Genomic DNA, 26,638 nt, shown 5'->3' with positions numbered 1-26,638 from the left:
AGAAGGCTCCTTCTCCGGCTGCTTACACGACTCACGCCCGTATTCTGTGTATGGTCCAGCACGGACTCGAAGGGATCGCAGTTGCAGAGACGACGTTGAGTGACATTGACGGCGAGAACGGACAGCTACGCATCGCTGGCTTTCCCGTCGAGAAACTTGCCCCACAGGCGAGCTACGAGGAAGCGCTGTTCCTCCTCTTTCACGACCGACTGCCGGATCGGACGGAACTCCGAACTATCCGCGCCGAGTTGGCACAGCGCCGGGAGATTACGCCGGCGGTCGAGACCCTCCTGCAGGAGGCTGCCAGCGAGGGTCGACCTGCGATGGACGCCCTCAGAATGGGCGTTGCGGCGGCGGACCTTGGGGACGAATCGGACAGTCCAACCGAGACGGCAAAACGCGTCATCGCCGTCATGCCGACTATCGTGGCGACGTACTGGCGATACCGACAGGGCAAAGCGCCGATCGAACCAGATCCGGAACTCGGCCACGCGGCGAACTACCTGTGGATGCTGACGGGAGAGCAACCGGACGAAGCAGCCGTCGAGGGATTCGAAACATACCTCGTGACGGTCATCGACCACGGGCTGAACGCCTCGACGTTTACTGCCCGGACGGTCGTCTCGACGGAGTCAGATCTCGTCTCGGCGGCGACGGCAGCCGTCGGTACGCTCAAGGGACCGCTGCACGGCGGCGCGCCGGGCCCGGTCTTGGAGATGCTCCGGGAGATCCACGCGAATGGTGATCCCGAAAATCACGTCGCGGAGACGCTCGATGCCGGCGACCGCCTGATGGGCTTCGGCCACCGCGTCTACGACGTTCGGGACCCGCGCGCAGCGGTGTTGTCGACCGCCGCCGAACAGTTCTACGAGACTGCGGCCGACGACGCGTTCTTCCAGACCGCGCTCGATTTCGAGAAGACCGCGACCGAACTGCTCGCAGCATATAAGCCCGACCAGACGCTCGCGACGAACGTCGAGTTCTACACGGCGGTCCTGCTCCACGGCGTCGGGATTCCCGCCGACCTATTCACCCCGACCTTCGCAATCGCGCGGGCCGGCGGCTGGATGGCCCACGCGCTCGAACAACTCGACAACAATCGCCTCGTTCGCCCTGTCTCGGAGTACGTGGGCGAGCGGAACCGCGAGTGGACGCCGCTCGACGAGCGCTGATTACTCTCGCGCGCGACCGGCGAACAGCAGCGCAGCGAGCAGCGCGATACCCACGCCGAATCCGGGGCCGCTGTCGTCAGCGCTCGACTCGTCGACTGGTTCGGCTGTTTTTGCAGTGATCGTCATCGCCGTTCGGTCGTCTGGTGTCCTGAGCACGAATTCGCTCGTCCTTGGTGCATCGATCATCAGTGTGATTGTCAGTTCGGTCTGCTCGCCGCTGGCAAGCGATATCGGTTCATTGAACAGTTCGCTTCCCTCGAAGATCCCTGTGACACTCTCGGTCGCATTCGCTCCGCCGGTGTTCTGAATGGTCACGATCACCTCGAAGCGGTTACCGACCGTAACATTCGATGGTGCGTCGACCGCTGCGATCGTCAGTTTCGGTTTGGCGCGAACGAGGAACTCTCCGCGCTGCTCGCCATCGATTACGATCTGTCTCGCTCCGGGACTCCGCGTGTTCCAAGAGAGATTCACCCGCTGTTGCTCGCCGCCGTCGAGATCGTACGGCCCGGGTGTGAGTTCCCGCTCACCGACGAGAATCTCTGGATCGTACGTAATTCGACCTGCGCCGGGATTCTCGATCACTAACTGCATTCGAGCAATTTCTCCACCGACAACCGGATCGCTGACTTTCACCTCGATGCGCGGCGCTATCGTCCCTTCTCCGACTGCTCGGTCTCGGGGGATCTGCAACACTGGATACCCGACGGTTGTCTCCCAGTCGCGAGCGAAATCGAATCCGTCCATCGCCCGAACGGCGTCGTTGCCAGTGAGATTTGCAGTTGGGTAGCCGTCCGCGACGATCTGTCCCTCACCTGTCGCTTCGGATTGACCGGTCGCCTGCCGGTCCCAGTACAGCGTTATCGTGTCGGTTCCCACTGCGCGACCGACGATTCCACCTGCAGTATCGTTCGCACTCGTCTCACCGACCGCGTACGACCGCTTGATGACCATTCCGGAACTGTTTCCAATCAGCCCGCCTGCAACGACTTCGCCGTCGACCGTTGCGGTTGTCCGGGTGAGATCGATCGTCCCGTTCTCTCCCTCGCCGACGAGCCCTCCTCCAACCTTCCCGGACACTGATCCGGTGCTGGCGGCGACAACGAGGCTTCCACGCTCCTGTGTCCCGGCAATCCCACCGGCTGTTACACCCTCGACCGTTACATTTCGCGCGACAGCCTGTTCGATCCGACCGCCGCTGTGGATAGCTGTGATCCCACCGCCGTTGCTCGCGTCGATGGTGACGTTCTGTACTTCGACGCCGGAAATCGTGCCGCCAGCGTTCTCTCCGACGAGCCCGCCGGCATCCCTGTCCCAGACGAACCCGTCTCGGACGGTAATCCCTGATAGCGTTCCCTGATTCGTCCCAACGAGCGTTCCGACGGGTTGATGTAACGGATAGTTTCGCCCGTCGTACGTCGAAATAACTGTATTACGCAGTCGCACGTCCGTAATCGTTCCTCGATTCACACCGAATACGCCCATGTGGTTCGGATCTTGGCGATCGATTGTGAGCCCTCGAATCGTGTGGTTTCGGCCATCGAACGTACCAGTGAACACCTCCGAGTCCGTGTAGCGCTCCGCCTCTTTGAGCGTCTCCGCTCCGATTGGGATCCACCCCCTCCGTCTCTCGCTTTGCTGCTCCCATCGGGCAGTCTCGTTTGCATTGATATCGCTTCCGAGCGCGTAATGGCCGTCGAGATCGGCATTCATCGCCTGCAACTGCTCGATTGTCGTGATAACGTAGGGGTTCGATTCGGTTCCCGCTCCTGGGACAGTCACGTTGCCGAGGCTCGTTCTCTCTCCGCCCCCGATCACTGCTGACGGCACCGGATACTGGTCGGTGAGCCACCACTGGTCGGGGACGGCGAGTTCGGTATTCGCCCGTACCGCGTCGCCGAACAACTGCGCCGTCGACAACCCTGTCGCGGAAACAGAGCCGTTCCCTGCGGCCGCCTGCGCACCAACTGTTCGGTCCCAGTAGGTCGACTCGGCTGTGATTCCGTTACTGGCGTTCCCGACGATTCCACCCGCAGTCGGGGCATTTATCTCGCTCACAGCAAGCGAACCCTCGATCCGGGTGTCTGTCGCCGTCCCTACTAATCCGCCAGCCGGTTCGTCACTGCTGATCGTCACCGAGGATTTCGCCACTCGGATCGTCGTCCCGTTCGATTCACCGACAATGCCGCCGGCGAGATCTCCGCTGACTGTTCCGTTGACAGCCACGGCTTCGATCGTTCCTCCGAGAATTCGGCCGGCGATTCCGCCGGCTGGACGCCCATACACTGTCGTCCCTGTGACGCTGCTGTTGGCAATTCTGCCGCCACGGTTTACCCCAACGAGCCCACCAACGACAACGAATCCAGCCCCGGTCCTTCCATCCACGCTCGCGTCGGCAACCGTGGTATTCGTGATCGTCCCCGTGTTCGTCATGGCGATCACTCCGACCGGCCGAGTCGGTAACATCGTTCCTCCATCGTACTCGGCTTCGACGCTCTCGATACGGAGATCTCTAATCGTCCCGTTGTTTGTGCCTAACAGCCACCCTTCGACGCCCCGAATCGTGTGCCCTCGGCCGTCGAGTACGCCAGTGAACGGCCGTTCGTAGCCTCCGATATACATATCCGCCGGCTCCGTGCCATCTTCTGTGCCGATATCACCTGTCAGCACGTAGTGAGCGTCGAGATCGTTCTCGACCGCTCGCAGTTCCTCGACCGTCGTCACCACGTACGGGTCTTCGGTCGTGCCGTTCCCGGCCAACTCGACTGACTTGCCGCTGTCCTCGCGTTCGTCGGCCACAGCCGTTCCCGAGACAGCGACGGTGACCAGACAGCACAACAAACAGAGCATCCCCACGCAACGAAACAACTGCCGGGTCGATTCTACACGCGCGGACTCGTCCATTATATTCCTGACTAACAACACCCTCATAAATATTTTGTGAGAGATACAGAAATAAAAGTCAAGAATCCGGCGTTTGCTACGCTGGCGCTCTGTACCGTCCGGCGACGACGAGACTCACCAGCGCGACGACCGCGGCACCGACACCGAATCCGGGACCGCTGTCGTCCGAACTGTCGGTGCTGTCCTGCGATCCTCCGTCTGATTCGACCGAAACTTGCAGCGTTTGCTGATCCGCAGGCGTCTCGACACGAAGTTCGGTCGTTCCCTCGTCGTCGATGCTGTGGATCAGTTCGACCGTCGTTTCACCGGGCGCAAGCCTCACCTCCCGCTGATCGAGCGTCTCGTCGCCGACTTCGAGTGTCACTGGTGCGGTCATCTCGACGCCCCCGGTGTTCGTGAGCGCCACCTCGATAGTGAACTTCTCTCCTGCGGTGACCGGCTCCGGAAACTTGACGCTCGATACGTCGGCGCTCGGGGATTCCCGAATCTCCGTGCTCGCGGTCCGACTCTCGTCTCGAACCGTGACTGTGTGGGTAATTTCGCCGGTTTCGTTTCTGACGAGATCGAATCCGGCGGTCGTTCCGTCGGGACCGACTGATATCTCTCGTGACCTTGTCTGGTTCCCTGCCTCGTAGCCGACGGTCGTATTGATCGCCACGCCAGCGGCGTTTTCGAGGACTGCGCTGATGGTGCACTGTTCGCCCGCTGCGACGCGGTCCGGCGCGTCGATTTCGACGAGCGAGGGGGTCGGTTCCGCGACGACAGCGAGCGTCTCGTACTGGGTTCTATCGACGCCGATCGACATGGTTCCCGTCTGGGTTAGGTTTACCGTCGTCGCGAGCGAGCGCTGCTCGCCGGGCGACAGTACGACTGTCTCCGCATCGAGCGAGCGATTGCCGGCCACCACCTCGGGCCGGTAGACGGTCTGGTCCGACTGGAGATTTTCGACCGTCAGCGTGAACTGGGTCGCGTTTCCGCTGACGACGACTCTGTCGGCGAGTTCCGCGGAGCGAACTCGGACCGTCTCTCGGAACTCGGCGTCACCGTCGGTTCGGAGGGCAGGATAGCCGTCGGTCAGAATCCACGTCTCTTCGAAATCCAGTTCGGGCATCTTCGACTCGACATCGGGGCCGATCATCTCGGCGGTCGACAGCCCGATGGCTGTTCCGTTTCCGCCCCCGGTTGCGTGGGTCTGTCCGGTTCGGTTTCGGTCGAAGTAGACCGTTCCCATCGTGTCCCGATCGTTGCCGAATACGGCCGCGACAGCGCCCATCAGCCCGCTCTCAGAACTCACCGGGCCCGCCGAAATCCCACCGACGACTGTGACTCCGTCCGCCTCGGCGAGTAGCCCACCCGCTGCGGTCTCGCCGCGAACTGTCGCCGTCGTTCCGACTGCTTCAAGGGCGACGTTTCCTGCTGATCCCACGACACCGCCGGCAGACTCACCCGAGACTGTCCCCGTCACGAACCCGCGTGTGATTCGGCCCTCGGGCATCTCGCCAACGAGGCCGCCGGCTTCTCGGCTCGCAGTAATCGTACTGGTTCCGACCCGTGCGTCTTCGATTGTACCGTAGTTCTGCCCGGCGATACCACCACCTGTGCCTTCGGCCTCGACTGTCGTCCCCCTGACTGTCACGTCCGAGAGAGTCCCGTTGGTATTGTTACCCGCGATTCCGCCGACTTCTTCTCGGTTGATAATGTACCCATCCGTAACTGTCACCCCGGATATCGTGCCGTAGTTCACGCCGACGACCAGTCCGGCCGGTGAATGCCAGACATGATTCCTTCCGTCTCTCGTCTCGAAGGTCGGCTCCAGCAGTTCGAGGTCGCGGATCGTTCCGCTGTTGGTTCCGATGAATCCGATCCGTGATGGGTCGGGTCGATCGATCGTGAGTCCCCGAATAGAGTGATTCTGCCCGTCGAGAACGCCGGTAAACCGATGGATTGGGTCCCAGCCGGTTCCGTAGTCGGTGAGAGTGTCCCACTCGGCCGTCTCGCTGGCATCGATGTCATTCTCGAGCACGTAGTGTGCGTCCGGCTGCTCACCGAGTGCCAGGAGGTGTCTCGTCGTCCGAATGACGTACGGATCTTCTGCTGTCCCGTTCCCAGCCAGTGGTGCCGGCTCGGGATACCCTTCGGTCGTCCGCCAGTCGGTGATGAAATCTAACTCGCTCAGTTCCTCGACGGCTGACAGCCCTGTCATTTGCTCCGTCGTACTGCTGAGTGCAGACACTCTTCGGTTACCGCTCGCGTACCGCTGTCCGGTTGCTTCTCGATCCCAGTAGGTCGCTTCCAGACTCGTCCGATCGGCCTCGATCTCGACGCTCCCGATGATGCCGCCGGTCTGTCCCGTACCGGTGACCCTCCCAGCAACGACTGTCTCGGCTACGGTCGTATCGCTGGCGACGCCGATCAACCCGCCCGCCGTGACGCCGTCGACGCGCGCCGTCGTCTTCGCCAGTTCGATCCGGGTGTCCGTTGCATTCCCGATCATTCCCCCTGCCGTGTCTCCCTCGACCGTCGCGTCGACAGTCACGTTTGTGAGACTCGCGTCGGTCGTCTGCCCGGCGATCCCACCGGCGGTCTCTCCGTCAATCGTCCCCGAGACTGTCACGTCTCTGATGCTGGTGTCGTTGGCGTACCCCACGATGCCACCGACAGTTGTGCCGTGAATCGTACCAGTTACGGTAACTCCTTCGATGGTTCCGTTCCGGCTGTGTGCCGCGATCCCTCCAGCGTCGCCGTCGTAGTTAACCGTCGCATTCACGACCGCACTGTCGGCAATCGTTCCATTCTGGTTCGAGATTGCGATCCCACCTCCCTTACCCCAGACGGTCGCGTTGACCAGTTTGCTCCCGACGATCCGTCCGCGGTTCGTCCCGACAATACCGCCCGCGCGATCGTCCCCAAACTCCCCTCCTACGACGGTCACGTTCGACACGATGCCGTTGTTCTCTACGACCACACCCACAGCAGGAGGGTCGTATGGGAGCGGTAACTGAACCTCAGTTATTAACTCGCGGTTGACACGGAGGTCACGGATCGTCCCGTTGTTCGTATGTATGAGATACGCCAACTGAGAGTCATCCGGTGTCTCGATCGTGTGGTTTTGGCCGTCGAAGGTTCCGGTGAACGTCTTCTCTCTGGATGGGTGCCCGATTACACAGAACTCCTCTGTATCCGCTGCACAACCTACCTCTGTGATATTTATATCCCTCTCGAGCACGTACTGCGCGTCCATATCATCCTCTATCGCACTAAACTCCTCGACGGTCGTGATCTCGTAGGGATTCTCTTCCGTTCCGTTCCCGGCCAACTCGACTGACTTGTCATCGGTCTCCTGGGCGAGAGCAGGCCCCGACCCGACCACTGCGACCGCACAGAGGAGTGCAACAGTAACGAACCCGGTTCGTAACAACTGTCGTCGAAGCGCTGGCTCTCCGGGCGGCGTCATTATCTTCTCAACTAACAACACTTGGTTAAATCTTTTGTGCTAGTTGGTTAAATGAAGGCTGACCGCACACAGGCTACGGCGTCAGTCGCGTCACACCGAGCCAGTCGACATCGTCGCCGACCAGCGCAAACCGCATCTCTTTGCGGACGCCGTGGGCGAGTCGCACGTCCAGCGCGAGATCACGCGGCTCGAAGCTGTGTTCGGCCGGGAGCACGCGAACCAGATACTCGGAGTGGCCGAGGTCGTCGACCGACTCGACGTTCGCGTAGGTCCGGAAATCGGCTCCGAACTTGAAGCCAGTCTTCGGAACGACGCCCGATTCGCGGAGCAGTTCGTAGACGCGAAGTCGGCGGTCGAACCGTTCGCCTTCGACGGCCTGTCCACGGTTGACGATGGCTCGTCGACTCCCCTCGGGAAGACTCAACAGCTCTTCCCCGGCGAGATAGGCGGCCTCGACCAGTGACAACTGCACGGCGCTGCCGTCGCCGTCGAGTGGCTGGCCGTAGAACGCGTGTTGGTGCAGCGGTCGGGGTGGATCCGAGACGAGCACGCGATCCGCGAGTAACTCGCCGTTCACCTCCGGGAGATCGTGGTCTGTCGACCCCTCGACTGCCGGCTCGGTCACCTCGAAGTAACTCACCTCACTCTCCTCGTCAACGACGGCGAGAACGCCGGTTCCCGATCCCGTTGCCAGTTGCTGCACCGCAGGTGCTCGCACGTCGGCTCGCTCGCTGAGTGTCCAGACGCGGTAGGCGACGTCGTCGTCCCACGGACCTTTGCCCCGCGGATAGACGAGGAAATCCTCCGCACGCTCGTCGTCGGTCGTCGAGAGATAAAATCCCCGGTCGCGCAGATCCTTGTAGACGAAAAAGTCGACCTCCGAGACGGCATCGAGCGCCAGAAACTCCTCGAAGCCGAGTCGGGAGTCGTCCCGCGTGTCTCGCACGCTGTCGAGATCGCCCCGGTAGAGTAGGTGGGCGGTCTCCACCGCGGCGAGTTCGAGCGTTCCCCCGCTGGGCCGCCCGTAGCCCCGCGAGTCGTAAAACTGCTCGCGAGCAGCGTTGTCACCGCGGGCGCGGCTGCCGTCGAACGTGATATCCATACCTATCGGTTCGGGGCCGGCGACAAAGCGTCTGTGATCTCCGGGACTGCCAGCTAACCGCACGCGGGCACTTGTGGAGGGACGGCTGACCGCGATACGGCAAAGGGTCTTATTCGACCGCACCTACACTCTACACAGATGCGTGAGTTCGTGTTCGACCTCGTATACGAACGCACAACAGCCCCGCTCGAACGGTTGTGTCCCGACGCCGAAGACCCCTCCTCCAGAGGTATCGGCGGGTGTATCGAACTCGACGAGTTCTGGCGACTCGAACGATTCGAGGGGATGCGATGCGCTCCTGCCGACACGCCGGAGGAGGCGCTGCTCGCGAGTGAACAGATCACACCCGCCTCGTGTACGGGATCGATACACAGCGAGATTCTGAACGAAACTGAACGCGAAAGCGAACTGTACTATCATTTCAAGGACTTCGACGGGTGTGAATCGGTCAGTTCCCTGGCCGCGGAGTATCTCGGCACGGATGTCCTGTTCGAGATCGAACGGAGCGGACAGCGCGAGACCTGGTCGGTGCTCCTGGAATCGGAGGACGGGGTCGGGTTGTTCTACGACTCGCTTCAGGTCACACTGGTCGACGGCATCCGGTTCGAGTTCGGGCATATCGGGCAGGCCTCGAAGCGACGAACCGAGCTATTCGCTCCGCAGAACCTCCCGTCGGAACAACGCGAAGCGCTCGTCGCGGCGGTGAAACGAGGGTACTACGAACGGCCCCGTCAGATAACTCTCGAAGAACTCTCCGACGAACTCGATTGCCCACGTTCGACGCTCTCGTATCGGCTGCGGAGTGCCGAATCGAAACTCGCCAAATCGTTTGCGACCAACGAACAGCCTGTCGAGTTCGAGAGCTTCCCCCAGACGCCGAGCCGGGGTGATGGGACGTGACTCTCGATGGCCCGCTGGTCCAGCCGGAACAACTTGAACAACACCTCGATACGATTCAGTCCGATGATCCACAGTATCGATTGCTCGAAGTGAGCATTCGAGAGGAAGCGTACAGTTCGGGACACATCCCGGGCGCAATCGACATCGACTGGCGGGCGGACCTGCAGGACACCGAGACATTCGATATTCTCTCTCCGGAAGCGATGTCGTCTCTGCTCGGCGACTGCGGGATCACGCCGCAGACGACGGTCGTTCTCTACGGCGACTTTTTCAACTGGTTTGCTGCACACACGTTCTGGTTGCTACGCTATTTCGGCCACGACAACATCTGTCTCCTCGACGGCGGTCGGAAATACTGGATGCAAAATGACTACCCTACCACGACCGAGCGGCCGACTGTCTCCGACCGGGAGTATCCGGTCCCCGCCAGAAACGAAGCCATCCGCGCACGCCGCGACGAAGTCGAGAACGCTGTCGATGCCGGTACCTGTCTGCTCGACGTCCGCGCGCCGTCGGAGTACCGTGGCGACATTCTGGCACCGCCTGGCTGGAACGAAGGTGTCCAACGGGGTGGGCACATCCCCGGTGCGATAAACAAACCCTGTCGAGAGATCATCCAGAGTGACCATCGGTTCAGGTCCCGCGAGGAGTTGGCAACGATCTTTTCGGGAATGCCCGACACGGAGCCGATCATCGTCTACTGTCGCGTGGGTGAGCGATCAGCACTCGTCTGGTTCGTTCTCGTCGAACTCCTCGGGTACGACAATGTCTCGTACTACTATGGCTCGTTCGTCGAATGGGCCAACAGCGTCGGCTTTCCCGTCGAAAGTGCGTCGAGTGCAGACCTCCGGTGAGTCGCTCTTTGACGACCATCGGACGGGCCTTGCCACTCCCGACCAGCCCGGATACATCTGCCCGCTTTCGGGGAGTCGTTCAATCCGCCGATAACTGCTGATTCGGCTGCTCGGACCCACCAGAAATCTCGCTTTGGCGGGACACTGACAGCGATAGCACCGACTCGCCGCCGATATCGATCCTAACCGTCTCGGCGACGAGAGCGTACTCGTGTGTGTACTGGGGATACGAAGAAAGCCGCACCCGCTTCTCTAGAACCCCTACCTCGACGAGTCGTTGGACGACCCGATAGACCGTCGAGAGCGGAATCTCACACCGCTCGGACAGCTCATCTGCTGACAGCGTCTCCTGGTCTGTCTCGCGCATTATCTTCCGACACCGCTCGTTTTTCAGCGCAGCTAACACCTCCTCGATCTGGTTGTCCTCGTCGATCACACACCCTGTCTCGTCTTTTGCCTGGGATTGCTGGGTTTGCTCCGTCATGCCTTGGAATCGCTACACGTCGCCCTTTCGCAGTGGAGTCAATAAGGATTCAGTTGGCGTGCGCCAAATCACCTCGCTGATATCTCCGCCGTCCCGACTGCTCTGACCACTGATTCGGTCCCGGTAATATACCGTGGTTCTGGCGAGTGAATTTTTGCCGTGGCCGCCCGACATCTACTCATGAAGAAATCTCTCGACGAACACGCCGAGCGGTTTTCCGAATCTGCCGCCGACTACGACGAGAATCAGGACTCACCGGAGTATCGTGCTGCGGCGGATCTGGTCGTCAGCCACGCAGATCCAGACGCCAGCGATACCGTACTCGATCTTGGAACGGGAACCGGCGCGATTGCCTTCGGTCTCGCTGCCGACGCCGGCCGAGTGATCGGCCGAGATATCAGCGACGGCATGCTCGACCGGGCCCGACAGAAAGCCGACGACCGCGGCGTCGAAACCATCGAGTTCGGCCACGGTCGGTTCCGCGAACCGAACGTCGAGGGAACTGACGTGGATACCGTCACCTCGAACTTCGCGATGCATCATCTGAGCGACGAGGAGAAACGCGAGGCGGTCGAAGTCATCGCAGCACTGGAGCCACGCCGGATCGTTCTCGGTGACGTGATGTTCTTCGACGGGCCGAATCCCGACGAACCGTTTTACAGCCCCGAAGTCGACGACCGGCGACGGTCGGCGTCCTCGCCGACGCGTTCACCGACGAGGGGTACGCCCTGATCGCAGTTGAGATGGTCGCCGATCAGGTTGGCGTGCTCGTTGCAGAGCCAGACGAGTAACCAATCAGTCGATCAAAACGCTGTCGGTGAGCCAACAGTCCACGAGCGATTCCTCCGGACCATCGTACTGCGAGAGTCCGAACAGATAGGTCACGGTCCGGCCGGACGGCCCGGTCAGGGTCACGCGCTGCTGGGCCCTGTCACCGTCCCGTTCGAGTGGGCCAGTTGTGGCCTCCGTGTGATCGATCATCGGCGCGTACTGCGGCCCGTTTACCATCTTGATAAACCGATCTAACGGCCCGGTTGCACGGCGATTCGCCGGGGATGCGAAGTTGTACGCGGTCTTGATTCCTGCGTCGACGACTGGGTCGTCGTTGCTCGCCAGCGCCGATAGCTGGATGTCGATCACCTCTGCTGGGCCGTACTCCGGGTCGGGTTGAGGGAGTTTGGTGATCGGATATAACTCGTCTGCCATGACCTCCCTACGGCCTGGAAACACTAAACCGTCTCTCGAAAAGAGGGAAACGGCCACAGCACGAACGGAACATATGGAGCAACCAGAACCCGCCGAAGATTGGCCGGAGCACCCCCTCTCGGAAGCCGACGCTGCTGACCTCCTCGAAGAAGTCGACGAAGCAATTGGCGTGTGGGTCATGGATCACGACGAGGGAGTCCGGTCGGTGTCACTGCCCGCTGATGCCCCTGCTGATGCCGTCATCGATATTATCATCGAAACGACCGACGGGTTCGAAATGTACAGCTACACCGGCGGCCGCTGGATGGACTACGGCACGCAGGCCAAAGACGACGAGGAGGCACCGTCGATGGCAGGGACGCTAGCCAGCTATCGTCTGCTCACTGGTGAGACCGATCTCGATCTCTCGTAAGTGTCGTGTTTCCGAGCGAGAACCGCTGCTCCCGACCTTTTGTCTCACCATCACGTACTGGCCGTTGCATGACTCCACCGACGACACCTGACTCCACCGCCTCGGATTCACCCGTCGGCATCCTCGGATCGGTCGCGGACGGGCAGACCTACCGGAATCTCCTCTATTTGCTGTTGGCGTTCCCGCTCGGCCTCGCCTATTTCATCCTGACCGTCATCGGATTGTCGCTGGGACTGGGTCTGTCGGTGTTACTCGTCGGACTCGCCATTCTCTTCGGTACTGTCATCGCGCTGCGCTCTATTGCCGCGTTCGAGCGCACCCTCGCGAATTCGTTGCTCGGAACCGACATCGCTGCCCCGAACGACGTCGACACCCACGGGGCTGGCCTCCTCGACACCGCGATAGCCTACGTCCGTGCCTCCTCGACCTGGCGCAGTCTCGGATTCGTCCTGCTGAAATTCTGGCTCGGGGTCGCCTCGTTCGTGTTGCTGGTCACGTTTCTCGGGACGGCAATCGAACTCGCCTTGTTACCGATCTACCCGGGGGGTGCGCTCGACGTTCAGGTCTTCGGCTGGCACGCTGCGGACACCTTCCAAACGAGCACGCAACGACTGCTCGCAGTCCCGCTCGGGATCGCTCTCCTCGTCGTTGCCCTCCCAATTCTGAACGTCTTCGCCCGAGTGAACGCTTCGGCCGCCGAATCGCTTCTCGGACCGAACGAACCGACAGCCAAGCAGGCGCTGGACGCTCGACGCGAGTAACACCGTCTGACCGAAACTGCCCGGAAAACAGGCTTTCGTCTACATCGTTGTTCGTGGGGCGTTCCGCCCCGTTTACAACGTAGAAGATCTTCGCTACGCTCGATCCTCGCTGTTCGCGGTTCCCTGACGGTCACCGCTCGCATTTCCGAGATTCTCGCGGTGCTCGAATCTCGCTTCTTACATCATGCCGCCCATGCCGCCGCCCATACCGCCCATACCGCCCATACCGCCGCCCATGCCACCGCCGGGCGCGTCATCGCCGTCGCCCTCGGTGGACAGATCGCCGGCGGAGATGATGTCGTCGATCTTGAGCACGAGGTTCGCGGCCTCGCTAGCTGAGGAGACTGCCTGCTTCTTCGCGCCGGCGGTCTCGACGACACCAGACTCGAAGGTGTCCTCGATTTCGCCGCTGAAGACGTTCAGGCCGGCGCGCTCCTCACCGTTCTGGTGGGCTGCACGCAGGTCGACCAGCGTGTCGATGCCGTCCAGTCCGGCGTTCTTCGCGAGCACGCGCGGGATGATTTCGAGCGAGTCGGCGAAGGCTTCGATAGCGAGCTGTTCGCGACCGCTGACGCCGTCTGCGTACTCGTCCAGACGGCGGGCGAGTTCGACCTCGGGCGCGCCGCCACCGGGCAGAGCCTGTCCGGTTCCGGTTGCGCTGCCGACCATATCGAGGGCGTCCTGAACGCCGCGTTCGATCTCGTCGACGACGTGTTCGGTCGAGCCGCGGAGCAGCAGGGTGACGCCGTGGACCTCGTCGCCGGTGCCCTCGACGTAGAACAGCTCTTCGTCCTCGTCCCAACTCATACTGCCGGTGCCGAGGTACTCTTCGGTCGCGGTGTCGAGATCGGAGACGATGTCAGCACCGAGGACCTCGCGGAGGAACTCCATGTCCGAGCGTTTGACTCGGCGCAGTGCGAGGATGCCCTCCTTGGCGAGGTAGTGCTGAACCATGTCGTCGATGCCCTTCTGGCAGAAGACCACGTCGGCACCGAGGTCGACGATCTGGTCGACCATCTGGCGGAGCTGTTTCTCCTCCTGGTCGAGGAAGTCCTGGATCTGGTTCGGGTCGGTGACGCTGACCTGCGTGTCGGCCTCGGCCTCGTCGAGTTCCAGCGCCTCGTCGATGATTAGGGCGCTCGCGTCGTCGAGGTTGGTCGGCATGTCCTCGTGGACGGGGTCTTTGTCGATGACCGCGCCGTTGAGCAGTTCGGAGTCGCCCGCGGAGCGGCCGGTCTGGGTCTCGATTTTCAGGAAGGCGAGGTCGACGATGGTCGAGCCGTCGTCGGCGTCGACAGTGACTGCCTGCGCGGCGTCGGTGACCAGCTGTGCGAGGTGCTCTTTGTGCTGTTCTGCGCCCTTGCCGGTCATCGATGTCTCGGCGATCTGGCGCAGGACCTCGGTGTCGTCGCTCTCGATCTCGACGGCGATGTCGTCGAGTTCTTCACGGGCCTTCTCCGCGGCCATGTTGAAGCCTTTGATGATGGCTGTCGGGTGAATATCCTGCTCGAGGAGGTCCTCGGCGTTTTTCAGCAACTCGCCCGCGATCGAGACTGCAGTCGTCGTTCCGTCGCCGGCCTCACTCTCCTGGGTCTCGGCGACTTCGACGATCATCTCCGCCGTCGGGTTGTCGATGTCCATCTCTTCGAGAATCGTTACGCCGTCGTTCGTGACGACAATATCCCCCAGCGACGTGACGAGCATCTTGTCCATCCCCTTCGGTCCGAGTGTCGAACGTACGGATTCGGCGACCGCGCGTGCGGCCGAAATGTTGTGTTCTTGTGCGCTTTCATCCTTCATCCGCTGTGCGTCGTCACCCAGAACGATCATGGGCTGGCCCTGCATCTGCTGCTGACTCATATCAAGAGAAAGTTTGCATACGGTTCTATATAAATGTGTGTGTTCGAGTCGATCAGCAACCTCGCCCAGGTCACGAGGCCCGGCGAAAGTCTCCAGGAACAGCCGACTAAGGACGAAATTTATGAGATATGCTACCACAGGTCTTGCAGTCGCTCGTTTCGTTTTTATACTGAAAAGTTGTCAAAAGACAAGAAAACAAGATCTATGCGGATGAGGAGCAACCGGTGACATATGACCGACGCTCCAGAACTCGCATTCGACGAGCAGTCGCTGCTGCCGGTGGTCGCCCAAGATGTCGACTCCGGTGAGGTGGTGATGCTCGCATACGCCTCCGAGGAAGCGGTCGAGCGGACCCGCGAGACGGGATTCGCACACTACTACTCGCGCAGCAGTGAGGAACTCTGGAAGAAGGGCGGAACCAGCGGCCATACCCAGGAGATCGAGGAGATTCGCGTCGACTGCGACGGCGACGCGCTGTTGTATCTGATCGAGCAGGAAGGCGGGGCCTGTCACACCGGTTATCACTCCTGTTTCCACAGATCGATCGACGGAGAAGTCCGGGGCGAGAAAATCTTTGACCCAGACGATGTCTACGAGTGACTCTCGGCACGAGCTGATTGCCGAGCTCGAACGCTGTGAGGAAGAACTCGACCGCCGACAGCGCCGCGTCGAGGAGTACGGCGAAGACGAACTTGCCGACCTCACCGAGGCCTACGACTCGTTCTACGAGGTACTCGACATCTACCAGGATCAGGTGACCGGCGACGACGGTGACATCCAGACCATCGTCGAGTTCCAGAGCGAGATCGACCGGGTAATGACCGCGATTCCCGACGACGTGCTCCACGCCGACATCTTCGAGGAGTGCGACGAGTATCTCCAGCAGAAGTGGTTCAGCGACTCCGACTTCGAGCACGTCTACGACCAACTCGACCCCGTCGCGGATCTGGCCGAGTGGCTCGGCGACCGCGACGAGGCACTCGACGCCTACCGCAAGGCCCGCCGAGATGTCAGGGCCCGCATCCGCGAGTGCGAGGCGGAAATCGACGACCTCGAACGACTGGCCGAACTGGCTGAGGCGGACCTCGATGCACCCATCGAACGGCTCGAAGAGCCGATCCAGGAGTACAACGACGCTGTGAAAGCAGCCTTCCGGGAGTTCAAACGGTCGGCCTCGGCCCGCGAAGTCGTCCGGTTCCTCGACGAGATGGAAGCGTACCCGCTCGTCGAGTTCGAGTCCCCACCTCGAGATGTCGCCGAGTACATCGAGGACAACCCCACGGGCGAGGAGCCGATTGCGACGATTCTCGAATACGCAGATTACTCCCGCTCGAAACTCGACCACTACGTCGACGACCCGAACAAACTCAAACACGCAATCGAGGGCCATCGGGCGTACCTGGAGGCACTCGATGGAGACCCGCTCACGATCGAGTGGCCGCCGCTGTCGGCTGAGGAACTCCGGTATCGCTGTCGGGAGTTGACCGCCGCCGTCAACCGCATCGACCCCGCTGTCGTCGAACAGCTCCGCGAGGTCGAGTCTCTCCCCCGCGAGACCGACTACGAACGCCTGCGAAACAGCGCCGTCGTCCGCCAGGAACTCAGCGCCGAGGAACGCGAACGGCTGCAGTCAGAGGCTATCGAAGACGAACTCGCCGAACTGCGCGCAGAGCGCGACCGACTGGAGGAGGCCTTAGAGAACTATCCCGAGCGGTAATCAGTCGCCAAACTCGAACAGCCAGCCGGTCAACGACGCCACACACGTCACGGCCAGCGGGAAGTGCATACTCATCAATACGAGCACCTCGTCAGTCGCCGGGCCGTCTGGCGAGAGGATGAGCCCGATATTCGGGAGAAAGGAGAGCAGCAGCGCGACGACCGCGACGCGAACGAAGAGCCTGTTTGGCTCCGACGAACGTCGCGCAACGAGCGCGTAGACGACGGTTGCCCCGTGACGCCGATAGTCGTCGACCAGAATTCGATGTCCTCCGTCGAGCCCGTCAGATCGAAGGTGAACACGGACTGGACGATTGCGAAGTTGACGAGCAGTCCGAGAACGAGTGCGACGACACCGCGTTTTGTGATCGTCACCGCGTCGAGTCCGAGCCGTCGGCAGCTGCCATATCTGACCCTTAGCCGGCTGCCAATTCAATCTATGCCACGCGGCGCGCGTCCTCGGTTACAGCGTGTCCGAGGAGTCTAGCGGTTCGTCGAGTCGCTCTTCGGCCATCTCTTCGAGCGCGTAGCGCTGGACTTTCGCCGTGGCGCTGCGCGGCAGTTCGTCGACGAAGAAGACTCGTCGAGGATGCGCGTACGTCGCGACGTGGTCGAGCGTGAACTCCCGGAGTTCGTCTTCGGTCACGTCTGCGCCTTCCTCGAGAACGACGAAGGCGACTGGCGCTTCGCCCTTGACCTCGTGGGGCGCAGCAGCGACACCCGCCTCGGCCACGTCGGGGTGTTCGTACAGCGCGTCCTCGACTTCTGCGGGATAGATGTTCTCTCCGCCGGCGATGATCATGTCGTCGGCCCGGTCGACGATCCAGATGTAGCCGTCTTCGTCGATGCGGGCAACGTCTTCGGTGTAGAACCAGCCGTCGTCGTCTGTGACGGCCGCAGTCTTCTCCGGTTTGTTGTAGTACCCCTCGAAGACGTGCGGGCCGCGAATCGCCAGTTCGCCGGTGGTCGCCTCCTCGTCCTCGAAGTCGATATCATCCTCGGGAACCGGAATCACGTCGTCAGTGTGGAGAATCGTCTCGCGGGTGTCCGGATCGACGATCTTGAGTTCGACGCCGGGCAGCGCTGGGCCGACACAGCCGGCTTCTTTGCTCACACCGGACACGGGTTCGACCGAGCCTGCGGGTGAGGTCTCGGTCATCCCCCAGCCCTCGACCATCGGCACGTCCCACTCGCGCATGATCGTCTGGCGCGTATCCTCCGGCAGCGGCGCGGCTGCACAGACGACGTATTCCAGCGAGGACATATCGTATTCGTCGGGGTTCTCCCGATAGACGCGGAACATCTGCGTGTAGAGTGCGGGCACGCCGGCGAACGTCGTCGCGTTGTGCTGATCGATTGCCGACAACAGCGCCTCGGGCTCGGGCTGTGGCTGGAGATTCAACTCCGCACCCGCCATGACGAACGTACTCATCAGCGCGTTCAGCGCGTAGATGTGGAACATCGGCAAGACGAGTACCAGCGTGTCGTCGGGGTCGATTCCCAGTCCGCTCTTGTCGTAACTCTCCTGTGTCGACAGCAGATTCCGGTGTGAGAGCATGACGCCCTTGGGCTTGCCGGTCGTCCCGCTCGTGTACGGCTGGGCCGCGATGTCGCCGAAATCCCGGTCGACGACTTCGAACTCGCTGTCGGCATCCTCCATTACGTGCGAGTAGTTGACGATTCCCTTCTCCTCGTCGCTCATGCCGGGAATGATGAGCGTCTCGACACCGGCGGCTTCGGCGAGTTGCTGGACTTCTTCGGCGACGTACGGCGAGCCGACGAGTACGTCGATACCCGCATCCTGGACGACGTAGCCCAGCGTTTCGGGATCCATCCGCAGGTTCAGCGGCGTCGCGACAGCACCGGCTTTGATCGTCGCGAAATAGGAAATCGGGAACCGCGGCGTGTTCGGGATGAACAGCCCAACTCTGTCCCCCGGTTCGACCCCCTGATCGATGAGCACGTTCGCGAACTTGTTCGACTCTTCTTCGAGTTCCGCGAAACTCGTCTCCTGGCCCATGAACGTGAACGCCGTCTTGTCTGTATATCGGTCTGCAGCCATTCGCGGGAGCACCCCCATGTGCTCGACCCGCTCTCCCTCGTAGTATTCCATGGTCTGAACACACATACCGCGCAACATGGTATAAAACTTCATGCCAACGCTCCCACTCATCGCCTGCCTGCTGTCGGTCCGGCGCGACAGTCCGGCCGACAACGGCGGTGATCACACGACGACGAGAAACGACACCAGCAGAAACACCGTCGCCATCGCCGCGAATCCACCGACGATGTACTCGTAGGTATCGTACTGGTGGCGGTTCAGCGACGGGGGTGCCGACCGCAACTGATCGACGCCGACCCCAACGACGACGACACCGATGAGGCCGACACAGAGTGCCCCCACGCCGGCGAGATTCAGTCGCAGGGAGTTGACGAAGATGAACGCCAACACGCCGTGAAAGAGCGTCACGACCCCACAGTAGATCACCGCGTACGCCGTGAATTTTGCGGGAGGTACACCGAGACTGTCCAATCCGAGCTGTCGGGCTGTTCCCATGTTGTGTGTAGACAGATCTCTACTTTATGTGTGAGGGTCAGCGCGAAAGGCGTTAGTGTCCACCGTCCTACCTCCTGATATGGCGAAAGAACCGTGCGATGGTTGTGGGCGGCCGGTCAACATCGGCGGCGGCATTGCCAACATCTGGACGCTCGAGACCAAACCCACCGAGGGGATGACAGTCGAACTCGCCGACGGGACCGAACATTTCCTCTGTTACGAGTGTATGGAAGCGCTCCCTGACGAGCGAGAAGTGACTGCAGACGATATCGACGCGCTCGACCGCTAGGCACGTTCGAGCGTGATTCTGAAGTCGGCTCCGCCGTATTCGCTGTCCTGCACTGTAATCTCACCGCCGTAGGATTCGACCAGCGTTCTGGCGAGGCCGAGGCCAAAGCCTGTCCCTTCGCTTTCCGGGCCTTTCTGTCCCATCTCGAAGATTTCATCACGGATCTCCTCGGCGACGCCCTTGCCATCGTCGGCCATCCCGACGACGACTGTTTCGGGTGTGGGTTCGCCGGCATAGAGTCGAACTGTGACTGGTTCGTCGTTGTGGACGGCGGCGTTCGAGAGGATATTGGTGAACACTGAGTCGATCAGATCACCCACGTAGGCCTCGACCTCGAAGGCCTCGGGATCGTACTCGACGGTCAACTCCTCGAATTTCGTATCGACATTTTCGACGACCTCGGTGAGAATCGGTTCGAGATTCCTGGCTTCTGGCCGGCCCTTCTCTTCTTTGAGCATCTTGACCGTATCGCCGACGTTGTCGATCAATTCCGCAGCACTGCGGGCCGTCCGGTGGATCTTCTCGGCGTACTCGCCGGCCTGGTCGTCGTCGTCGACCATCGAACTGACCGCGTCCGAAAAGCCGGTGATCACCTGCAGATCGTTACCGAGGTCGTGTCGCAGCAGTCGGTCGTAGACCTCGACCATCTCCTTTCGTTTCGCCAGATCGTTGCGCGCCCGTTCGAGGCGTTCGCGCGACCGGATGTTGACGATTGCCGTCGCGACGTGTTCGGCAAGATAGTCGACCGGCCGGACGTGATACTCCTCGATCCGGTCGAGTGAACCCCAGTGCAAGAGCAGTATTGCGCCGGAATCACCCATCTCGTCGGAGTAGACTGTCGGTGCTGCAATCGTCACCCCGCCGAACTCGCCTTCCGCGTACTCTGCGGGGTCGACGACGGTCACGTCCTCGTCGTAGCCGACTTCCGTGCCGTCTTCGGCACAGATGGTCACGGTCCCGGTTTCGTAGGCTGTCCGGGCGAGTGAGCCGGGGTCGTCACCGATCGCCAGTTCGGAGCGCATGCTCCCCAGCACGCGGAGGTCGTCGTCGCGGCGAATCTCTACGACGGTCGGTGACGGATGCCCATCGATGAAATGCGGGGCCGCCTCCAGCGTCATGTTTGCGACTTCTTCGACCGACTCGAGATGGTAGATCTCCCGGCTATATTTGACGATTCGGCCGGCCGTCTTGACTGTCCGCTCGCGGGCCGTCCGGTCGTCAGATTGTTGATCTGGTGGCATTCTCCCTTAGGTCCCCACTTCTGATTGGAACTCGCAGTGGACGCAAAAAATGGTTTCGCCGCGTTACAGCATTTGATTATTCCAGCCGATACCGAAGCAGTGCGGCGATTCCGCCGAGATTCGAGAGCTGTTGGCCGGGGTCGAAATCGCTCGAAAAGACGGTCACTTCCCCACCTTTCTGCTCGGTCGTCTCGATGACGTGGTCGACGTCGATAGCCCAGTCACCCTCGCCGGCGCGCTGCTCGCGCAGGTCGCTATCCAACACGAGCAACTGCTCGATTGCGCCATACTCTGCGGCCTTCTCGACTTCTTCGGGGCCGTAGGCGACCTTCGAACCCTCGGCGATCCGATCCATCAGTTTATCGATGTAATCTGACTCCTCGGCGATCCGGGTCTCCTTCTGCACGTCCTCGACCGCTCCACGCTTGAGCACCTCGTGGACGCCCCGATCACCGACGGCCGACGTGTCGACGGTCGTGATCCGGTCGGTCAGGTCCTGACTGTTCTCCTCGATGTACTCCAGCGCATCCTGTTTGGTGAAGCCAGGTCCGGCGAGGATGATCGCCTCCACGTCCTGCCGTTTGAGAATGTCCGTCAGCTCCTGAAAGAGCTCCGAGCGGGGTTGCGCGTACTCGCCTTTGCCGGTCGGGGCGGTGATCGACGCTCGCTCTTCGGTACCGTACTGGGCGACCGTGTGGACGTAGGCCTGTCCTTCCTCGACGGTGGCGATGGCGATGTCGGGGTTGTCCGTCGCCTCCACCGCTTCTTCGATCCGGTCGCGCTGGTCCGGTTTGAAGCGTTTGGTAACGTCGAGTTCGGTGTGTTCCTCGACGTTCAGCGTGTGGTGGTGGCCGAGTTGATCCTCTCGTGAGCAGTCGACGATCTCGCCCCCGACTCGCAAGCGGTTGGCGAAGCGGGCGAACTCGACATCCTCGACGGTGATCGCGGCCCAGATGTGTTCACGCTCGCCGCCGGTATCGCGAAGCTGTTCGTCGTTTCGCTGGATCCGGCGGGTGGTATCGCCCGAGACTGTATCGCCGGGCTCGATGACGTGTGAGAGATGCCAGAGATCGTCGAGACTTTCGGGAACGAGTGTCAGCCGTTCCCGGCCGCCCTCGACCTGCTCCGAATCGGCAATGCGCATACCTGTGGTTCGGTCGGCGGGCGATAAGTGGCTGGTGATTGTCCCTGCCGAGCCGTGTCGCTGAAGCCCACTCGCCTCCTTCTCCCGCCCGATGGACCAGCAGACACTCGATCATCTCCGCGCCGATCCGGCGCTCGAACCGTACGTCCGGGAGTTCGGCCCGCTCGAACTCGACCCCGCCGAAGACACCTTCGAGCGGCTGATCGTCTCCCTGCTCCGCCAGCAGGTGTCGATGGATGCCGCCGCGGCGATCCAAGAACGCCTCTTCGACGCCGTCGAGGTAACTCCTGCCGGGATTCTTGCCGCGGGGGCGGCCACCCTTCAGGATGCCGGCCTCTCCGAAGCGAAAACCGAGTACGTCCGGGCGGTCGCTGAGGCCTACCAGCGGGAGGGGTACGACCGACAGTATTTCGCGGCACTGGGCGACGAGGCGGTGGTCGACGAACTCACGGCGATCCACGGCGTCGGTCCGTGGACGGCAAAGATGTTCCTGATAGGGTGCTGATGTAATCAATAATTTTCAAAACTTATTCCGCCTGTGTGATAGCCACAGTCTTGACAAAAATCACATACCCAGAGCGCCCAAGATTCCTCCTACACCAACAATCAACGCACCAACGATGTTCATGCTGAGGCCACCGATATCCGTCGTTATTGGCTGACCGACGAGCAGGATAACGATAACAACACCTGCCACTGCTAATGGCATCGGATCGAATCCACCGCTACTACCCTCGTTAGTTCCACTACTACCACCACTCACGTCGCCGAATCGTAGGTCATCATCATCAGACATTGTTACCAATTACTCGGTTTTCCCGCCGCATACCACTCAAGTATTTCTGTTGCTTCGTATCGTGCGACAAGTTGAATAAGGTCACCTCCGTCGAGACACTTCACGTCTAACCGTTCGGCCAATTCCTCGGCGTTACTGGTGAATGAACTTGTCGTGACGACTGTTACGCCTTCCACGTCCTGCCACTGTTGCCGAAGTGCTGAATACTGCTGAACGTCTCGACTGGTGATCTTGTTCCCCTCAGCATATCGCTTGCACTGAACCGCTGTCTTTGGACCACCGTCAGGTGGTTGGCCGATGACATCAAGGCCTTTGTCTGGTCCCTTGTCCATTACCTCGGTCTGCCACCCTTGACACTCTTGCCAAACGTCAGCAATAAACTGCTCAAACTGCCTCGGAGTGAGGCTCCGCATCTCCGACAGTAACTCAGAAGATGCCAAACCCATTGTCTTCGTTCCAGTCTGGCCGATATTCGTTGAGTGTCTCTTTGACGTACGACTCTGAGCAATCGCAATTCGCTGAGATCTGCTTTGGATTGCTCACTCCCATGTCATATTGGTTGATGATGCAGTCTTGGAGTTTTGTGGTATCGTCATCATGACCACCGAACATGATTTTTGCAAACAAGGCAGATGATATAAAACTAACTTTCAACTGAATTGTTAACTAATGAAACATCAAATCATACGGCAAAACGGGGGGGTATCACGATTAGGCACAGGGGGACCCCCCATGCGAAGCAGGGAGGGGTTCTAATTCGACAGACGGGACGCAAATAAATCAGGTACTACAGGCAGTGGGAAGTTCTTCGGAGCCTACGGCTCGGGAGGACACGGACTGCCGACGATGTACTCTTCAACGGGTGGGATGGACCACTGTGCTGTATATAATCAACAATCATTAAGAATTGGGTCATGGTTTCGCGTGCACATAACGCGCGTAGAATTGATGGAGTTCCACGTTAATAATGTAGTTCTACCGTAACAATGTTGCTCCGGACCGCGCACGTGTCGCGCAACGTTACGAACGTGGCGACTCCGTCACACTGATCGCTCTACTCAACGAGCAGGGCACAGTAACGAAGATACTATCACAATTCGTGTACTATATGACAGACTGAGATGAACGTACTTTCTCCGTATCTTGTGACTGTCGCTCTAAGGTCACTCAGGTAAACGTGAGGGGCATCATATGAGTCTTCAGTGGCTTCCGAGGGGATTCCATCGTATTGAGTACGGAACCTCTTAGAATGGTATGCCACGGCCATTGTCGTGGTGAGAATATACAGACTGCCTTCGGGTGGTTCAGTCGAATTGCTGAGTAACGATAGATCGAACAACCGCACTCTTGCTATTCAGATCAGTAGCGGGGCTATTGGCTATCTCCTCGACATGGTCGGCGACATCCTCGGGGAGTCGTGTAGGGACTGGGGTAGTGGACATACGGTAACTGTACGATTTTCCTAGATAAATATCTTCGGTTACTCAGTCTGACAAAGAGCCTACGACGGTGTCCTACGCAGTCAAACCCCACCTTGAGAGCAGTGAAACAGGGTTGCAGATCAGACTTACTAACTGAACAGTTCCACAACTCTTTCTTCTGTCTCCTCGGAGTAGAACTCCTCCGTGGTCTTCGCTTTGGAATGACCGAGTTGTGCCTTGATATCATCCAGAGTACGTCCTTCCTCGTTTCGGTAATACATAGCACATGAGTGTCGGAAGATATGGGGCGTGACTCGCTTGTAACTCCGACCGTCGACCGACTCACGGTTTGACTCTTGAATACCCATGTTTTCGGCTGCTTCGTTGATGATGTCGTTAACTCGGCTTTGCGTGAGTTCGCCTTTCCGACCGATGAACAGAGCGTCAGTGTCGAAAGAACACTTGTATCGGAGTCGTCCCTTGCGGCACCAGTCGTACAACAGTGGATTCAATTCTTTGCTCTTGTAGCCAACCACATCGACACTATCTGACTTACTCCGATACACCTGTATCTTTGGCACATCGGGGAACACATCGGAATTCGGGCCGTCGAGAGAACCGTCATCACCAATAGTGACGTTCAGTACTTCGGAAACACGGCACCCAGTCCAGAACATCAATTTTACAAGAAGTTCGTTTCGATCCCGTGGTTCTGGAACGTGGTCCTCGGCAAGCTCGTACACTTCGGCTTTGGTCAGGTGGTCCTTCGGACCGCTATCATGCTTTTTTCTCTCGTCAGTCGACTGACCTGCTTTGGCTTTGTCCTTGACGACTCCTCTGCTGATCCGTCCAACTGGGTTTTCTTCGATTTCGTTCGACTCGTACAGGTGATTAAACGTCGCCGAGACGCTACTCCATTTACTGTTCGTGATTGTATTCGGAGCATATCCTTCATCAACGAGGTGATTCACGTATCGTAGAACGTCGCGCCCACTGACATTTTTGCACTCAGTAACGTCTCGATTCTCTCGAACCCACTGCTCGAAGTTTTCGAGTTCCCGCCTACGCTTTCTGATCGTGTTCTCAGATACGTCACCACTACCACTGTGTTGTCCTGTCTCCAAGTCCAGTAAATACTCCTCAAACTCTGGAAACATCTATTGTCCCCCCGTCAAGCGGTAGTAGTCACCAGGACCGTGCGACGGCGTCTCGATGTACGACAAGTTCTCCTCAAGGTACTCGAAGGCTTGAATAACCTCACCACGGCTCGCCTCTGGGCAGTGTCTCTGTCTGAATTTATTCCAGTCACGGGCCGTTTCCTTCTCTCCCTCCTCGAACCAGTCACGATGAACTTCCTCGATCTCCCCAGCCAAGTCGTTGGCCAGATCAATGACGCCTTCGGGATACTGTCTCTCAATCGCTTGCTCTTGGACTATTTCAAAGTCGTCACTGAGGTCCTCCATTTGCCGTTGTAGTGTCTGCTGCAACTCGTTCAGTTCGTCCATACGGCTCTCAATCTCCTCGGGAACGTCCTGACCCCCGTCCCTCATCATCTTCTCGTTGACTGCTTGACGGAGCAATTCGCTCCAACTCTCACACTCCGATTCTTCGAGGTAATCACTCCAACGTGCCTTAGTCGATTCATCAACGTTGGTGCCGACGTGTGGCATACTTCACTGTTCATAGGCCAGATTAAAAATAGTTTTGTATGTTAGATGTAGATGTTCCTGATGTTCGGCCTCGGCCGACCCGACGTGTTTCCCGTCGAGGATCTGGGGATCCGTCGTGGGATCGAACTCGTCTGTGATCGGGAGATAACTCGCGGTGAGATGCGCCAGCGTGCCGAGCAGTGGGCACCGTACCGCTCGTACGCGTCGCTGTATCTCTGGCGAGCGTACGAGGAATGACCAAACCTTGATACCCGGCGGCGAAAAAGGACAGATATCCGTGCCGTCGGCAGGACTGGGAGCATGAGCAGGTACGAGACTTTCATCGAGGACGGGACGATCTACGTCGGCAACCCAGACGGATCGCTCGAAGTCGGCGACCTCGACACCGCAATCGACGTCGTCGGTGGCCCCTCCTGGACGATCACCTATTCTGAAGACCTCAAAGAACGACATCCCGAAATCGACACCTCCGACGAGGGGCTGACCGTCGACGTGGCCGATATGATCAACGCGATGACCCACTCCGAGCAGTTCGTCGAGACGCTGTCGGCCCAACCCGCCGAGGCCAGCGACGACGACATCTCCCCGCGACTCGGTCTGTTCGTCGGCAAACTGCTGGAAAACCTCGACAGCGGCGTCGCCTGACCGTTCTCCGGGTCGTCGAACCCGTCTCTGTCCGCAGGCCGTACGCATCT

At 60.0% G+C, this 26,638-nt stretch carries 24 protein-coding genes and 2 pseudogenes; 12 read left to right on the top strand and 14 right to left on the bottom strand.

Annotated features, from left to right (window positions below; all coding sequences use genetic code 11):
* Nucleotides 1-50 precede the first annotated feature (50 nt).
* A complete protein-coding gene (locus V8P86_RS11475; protein WP_336327408.1) occupies nucleotides 51-1,172 on the top strand; it encodes a citrate synthase in 1,122 nt (373 codons plus the stop codon).
* Here the strand turns inward: V8P86_RS11475 and V8P86_RS11470 are convergent, their stop codons facing one another.
* From V8P86_RS11470 to endA, 3 genes are all read right to left on the bottom strand, one after another.
* Nucleotides 1,173-4,076 (bottom strand): CARDB domain-containing protein, encoded by a 2,904-nt coding sequence (locus V8P86_RS11470; protein WP_336327407.1) that lies wholly within the window; start codon nucleotides 4,074-4,076, stop codon nucleotides 1,173-1,175. It abuts the gene before it with no gap.
* A 76-nt stretch (nucleotides 4,077-4,152) separates the two neighbouring features.
* Nucleotides 4,153-7,530 carry a GLUG motif-containing protein gene (locus tag V8P86_RS11465; RefSeq protein ID WP_336327406.1) on the bottom strand — a complete coding sequence of 1,126 codons (3,378 nt, stop codon included), beginning with the start codon at nucleotides 7,528-7,530 and terminating at the stop codon, nucleotides 4,153-4,155.
* 73 nt (nucleotides 7,531-7,603) lie between these two features.
* A complete protein-coding gene (gene endA, locus V8P86_RS11460) occupies nucleotides 7,604-8,632 on the bottom strand; it encodes a tRNA-intron lyase (RefSeq protein ID WP_336327405.1) in 1,029 nt (342 codons plus the stop codon).
* A gap of 138 nt (nucleotides 8,633-8,770) precedes the next feature.
* On the opposite strand from endA, the gene V8P86_RS11455 reads away from it, so the two are divergent.
* Together V8P86_RS11455 and V8P86_RS11450 are read left to right on the top strand one after the other, a co-directional pair.
* The gene (locus tag V8P86_RS11455; RefSeq protein WP_336327404.1) at nucleotides 8,771-9,532 is read left to right on the top strand and encodes a helix-turn-helix domain-containing protein; all 762 of its coding nucleotides are present in this window, start codon (nucleotides 8,771-8,773) and stop codon (nucleotides 9,530-9,532) included.
* Nucleotides 9,529-10,386 carry a sulfurtransferase gene (locus V8P86_RS11450; RefSeq protein ID WP_336327403.1) on the top strand — a complete coding sequence of 286 codons (858 nt, stop codon included), beginning with the start codon at nucleotides 9,529-9,531 and terminating at the stop codon, nucleotides 10,384-10,386. The genes V8P86_RS11455 and V8P86_RS11450 overlap by 4 nt, the downstream gene beginning before the upstream one ends.
* Nucleotides 10,387-10,465: 79 nt before the next feature.
* Here the strand turns inward: V8P86_RS11450 and V8P86_RS11445 are convergent, their stop codons facing one another.
* Nucleotides 10,466-10,870 carry a helix-turn-helix domain-containing protein gene (locus V8P86_RS11445; RefSeq protein WP_336327402.1) on the bottom strand — a complete coding sequence of 135 codons (405 nt, stop codon included), beginning with the start codon at nucleotides 10,868-10,870 and terminating at the stop codon, nucleotides 10,466-10,468.
* A 180-nt stretch (nucleotides 10,871-11,050) separates the two neighbouring features.
* Between V8P86_RS11445 and V8P86_RS11440 the strand changes: the two are divergent.
* Nucleotides 11,051-11,661 (top strand): annotated as a pseudogene (locus tag V8P86_RS11440) (class I SAM-dependent methyltransferase).
* A gap of 4 nt (nucleotides 11,662-11,665) precedes the next feature.
* On the opposite strand, the gene V8P86_RS11435 reads toward V8P86_RS11440, so the two are convergent.
* Nucleotides 11,666-12,076 (bottom strand): DUF4864 domain-containing protein, encoded by a 411-nt coding sequence (locus V8P86_RS11435; protein WP_336327401.1) that lies wholly within the window; start codon nucleotides 12,074-12,076, stop codon nucleotides 11,666-11,668.
* A gap of 73 nt (nucleotides 12,077-12,149) precedes the next feature.
* On the opposite strand from V8P86_RS11435, the gene V8P86_RS11430 reads away from it, so the two are divergent.
* Both V8P86_RS11430 and V8P86_RS11425 read left to right on the top strand, forming a co-directional pair.
* The gene (locus tag V8P86_RS11430; RefSeq protein ID WP_336327400.1) at nucleotides 12,150-12,488 is read left to right on the top strand and encodes a hypothetical protein; all 339 of its coding nucleotides are present in this window, start codon (nucleotides 12,150-12,152) and stop codon (nucleotides 12,486-12,488) included.
* Between the two features lie 68 nt (nucleotides 12,489-12,556).
* On the top strand, nucleotides 12,557-13,249 hold the full coding sequence (locus V8P86_RS11425) for a sensor domain-containing protein (RefSeq protein WP_336327399.1): 693 nt from the start codon (nucleotides 12,557-12,559) through the stop codon (nucleotides 13,247-13,249).
* A gap of 177 nt (nucleotides 13,250-13,426) precedes the next feature.
* Here V8P86_RS11425 and thsB read toward each other — a convergent pair whose 3' ends face one another.
* On the bottom strand, nucleotides 13,427-15,109 hold the full coding sequence (gene thsB, locus V8P86_RS11420) for a thermosome subunit beta (protein WP_442909388.1): 1,683 nt from the start codon (nucleotides 15,107-15,109) through the stop codon (nucleotides 13,427-13,429).
* Between the two features lie 231 nt (nucleotides 15,110-15,340).
* Here thsB and hisI point away from each other — a divergent pair, with 231 nt between their 5' ends.
* Together hisI and V8P86_RS11410 are read left to right on the top strand one after the other, a co-directional pair.
* Nucleotides 15,341-15,709, top strand: coding sequence for a phosphoribosyl-AMP cyclohydrolase (gene hisI, locus V8P86_RS11415; protein ID WP_336327398.1), 369 nt, complete (start codon nucleotides 15,341-15,343; stop codon nucleotides 15,707-15,709).
* Complete coding sequence (locus V8P86_RS11410) at nucleotides 15,696-16,826, top strand: DUF7118 family protein (protein ID WP_336327397.1); 1,131 nt, start codon at nucleotides 15,696-15,698, stop codon at nucleotides 16,824-16,826. Before hisI ends, V8P86_RS11410 begins: the two co-directional genes overlap by 14 nt.
* A gap of 462 nt (nucleotides 16,827-17,288) precedes the next feature.
* Here the strand turns inward: V8P86_RS11410 and V8P86_RS11405 are convergent, their stop codons facing one another.
* Nucleotides 17,289-18,938 carry a class I adenylate-forming enzyme family protein gene (locus tag V8P86_RS11405; protein ID WP_336327396.1) on the bottom strand — a complete coding sequence of 550 codons (1,650 nt, stop codon included), beginning with the start codon at nucleotides 18,936-18,938 and terminating at the stop codon, nucleotides 17,289-17,291.
* A gap of 111 nt (nucleotides 18,939-19,049) precedes the next feature.
* Complete coding sequence (locus V8P86_RS11400) at nucleotides 19,050-19,382, bottom strand: hypothetical protein (RefSeq protein WP_336327395.1); 333 nt, start codon at nucleotides 19,380-19,382, stop codon at nucleotides 19,050-19,052.
* 79 nt (nucleotides 19,383-19,461) lie between these two features.
* On the opposite strand from V8P86_RS11400, the gene V8P86_RS11395 reads away from it, so the two are divergent.
* Nucleotides 19,462-19,671, top strand: a complete 210-nt coding sequence (locus V8P86_RS11395; RefSeq protein WP_336327394.1) for a DUF7561 family protein — start codon at nucleotides 19,462-19,464, stop codon at nucleotides 19,669-19,671.
* Here the strand turns inward: V8P86_RS11395 and V8P86_RS11390 are convergent.
* Together V8P86_RS11390 and V8P86_RS11385 are read right to left on the bottom strand one after the other, a co-directional pair.
* Nucleotides 19,668-20,912: an ATP-binding protein gene (locus V8P86_RS11390; protein ID WP_336327393.1), complete on the bottom strand. Its 1,245-nt coding sequence runs from the start codon at nucleotides 20,910-20,912 to the stop codon at nucleotides 19,668-19,670. The genes V8P86_RS11395 and V8P86_RS11390 overlap by 4 nt on opposite strands.
* 76 nt (nucleotides 20,913-20,988) lie before the next feature.
* Complete coding sequence (locus V8P86_RS11385) at nucleotides 20,989-22,056, bottom strand: mRNA surveillance protein pelota (RefSeq protein ID WP_336327392.1); 1,068 nt, start codon at nucleotides 22,054-22,056, stop codon at nucleotides 20,989-20,991.
* Nucleotides 22,057-22,147: 91 nt separating this feature from the next.
* On the opposite strand from V8P86_RS11385, the gene V8P86_RS11380 reads away from it, so the two are divergent.
* Nucleotides 22,148-22,561 carry a DNA-3-methyladenine glycosylase family protein gene (locus V8P86_RS11380; RefSeq protein WP_336327391.1) on the top strand — a complete coding sequence of 138 codons (414 nt, stop codon included), beginning with the start codon at nucleotides 22,148-22,150 and terminating at the stop codon, nucleotides 22,559-22,561.
* A 60-nt stretch (nucleotides 22,562-22,621) separates the two neighbouring features.
* Here the strand turns inward: V8P86_RS11380 and V8P86_RS11375 are convergent, their stop codons facing one another.
* The 4 genes from V8P86_RS11375 to V8P86_RS11360 all read right to left on the bottom strand — a co-directional run bounded on the left by V8P86_RS11375 (nucleotide 22,622) and on the right by V8P86_RS11360 (nucleotide 25,943).
* Nucleotides 22,622-22,852, bottom strand: a complete 231-nt coding sequence (locus V8P86_RS11375; RefSeq protein ID WP_336327390.1) for a hypothetical protein — start codon at nucleotides 22,850-22,852, stop codon at nucleotides 22,622-22,624.
* Nucleotides 22,853-22,854: 2 nt separating this feature from the next.
* A complete protein-coding gene (locus V8P86_RS11370; protein ID WP_336327389.1) occupies nucleotides 22,855-23,265 on the bottom strand; it encodes a restriction endonuclease in 411 nt (136 codons plus the stop codon).
* A gap of 1,157 nt (nucleotides 23,266-24,422) precedes the next feature.
* Nucleotides 24,423-25,430 (bottom strand): tyrosine-type recombinase/integrase, encoded by a 1,008-nt coding sequence (locus V8P86_RS11365; RefSeq protein WP_336327388.1) that lies wholly within the window; start codon nucleotides 25,428-25,430, stop codon nucleotides 24,423-24,425.
* Nucleotides 25,431-25,943 (bottom strand): hypothetical protein, encoded by a 513-nt coding sequence (locus V8P86_RS11360; protein ID WP_336327387.1) that lies wholly within the window; start codon nucleotides 25,941-25,943, stop codon nucleotides 25,431-25,433.
* 51 nt (nucleotides 25,944-25,994) lie between these two features.
* On the opposite strand from V8P86_RS11360, the pseudogene V8P86_RS11355 reads away from it, so the two are divergent.
* Nucleotides 25,995-26,180: pseudogene (locus tag V8P86_RS11355) on the top strand (DNA-3-methyladenine glycosylase family protein); the annotation flags it as partial.
* 63 nt (nucleotides 26,181-26,243) lie between these two features.
* Entirely contained in the window at nucleotides 26,244-26,588 is a 345-nt protein-coding gene (locus tag V8P86_RS11350; RefSeq protein ID WP_336327386.1) for a hypothetical protein, read from the top strand.
* The last annotated feature ends 50 nt before the right edge of the window (nucleotides 26,589-26,638 follow it).

It is taken from the genome of Halovenus anhuiensis, from assembly GCF_037080055.1.
Taxonomy (GTDB): Archaea; Halobacteriota; Halobacteria; order Halobacteriales; family Haloarculaceae; genus Halovenus.
The sequence above is the reverse complement of the archived record's forward strand: the minus strand, read 5'-3'. Positions and strand labels throughout refer to the sequence as shown.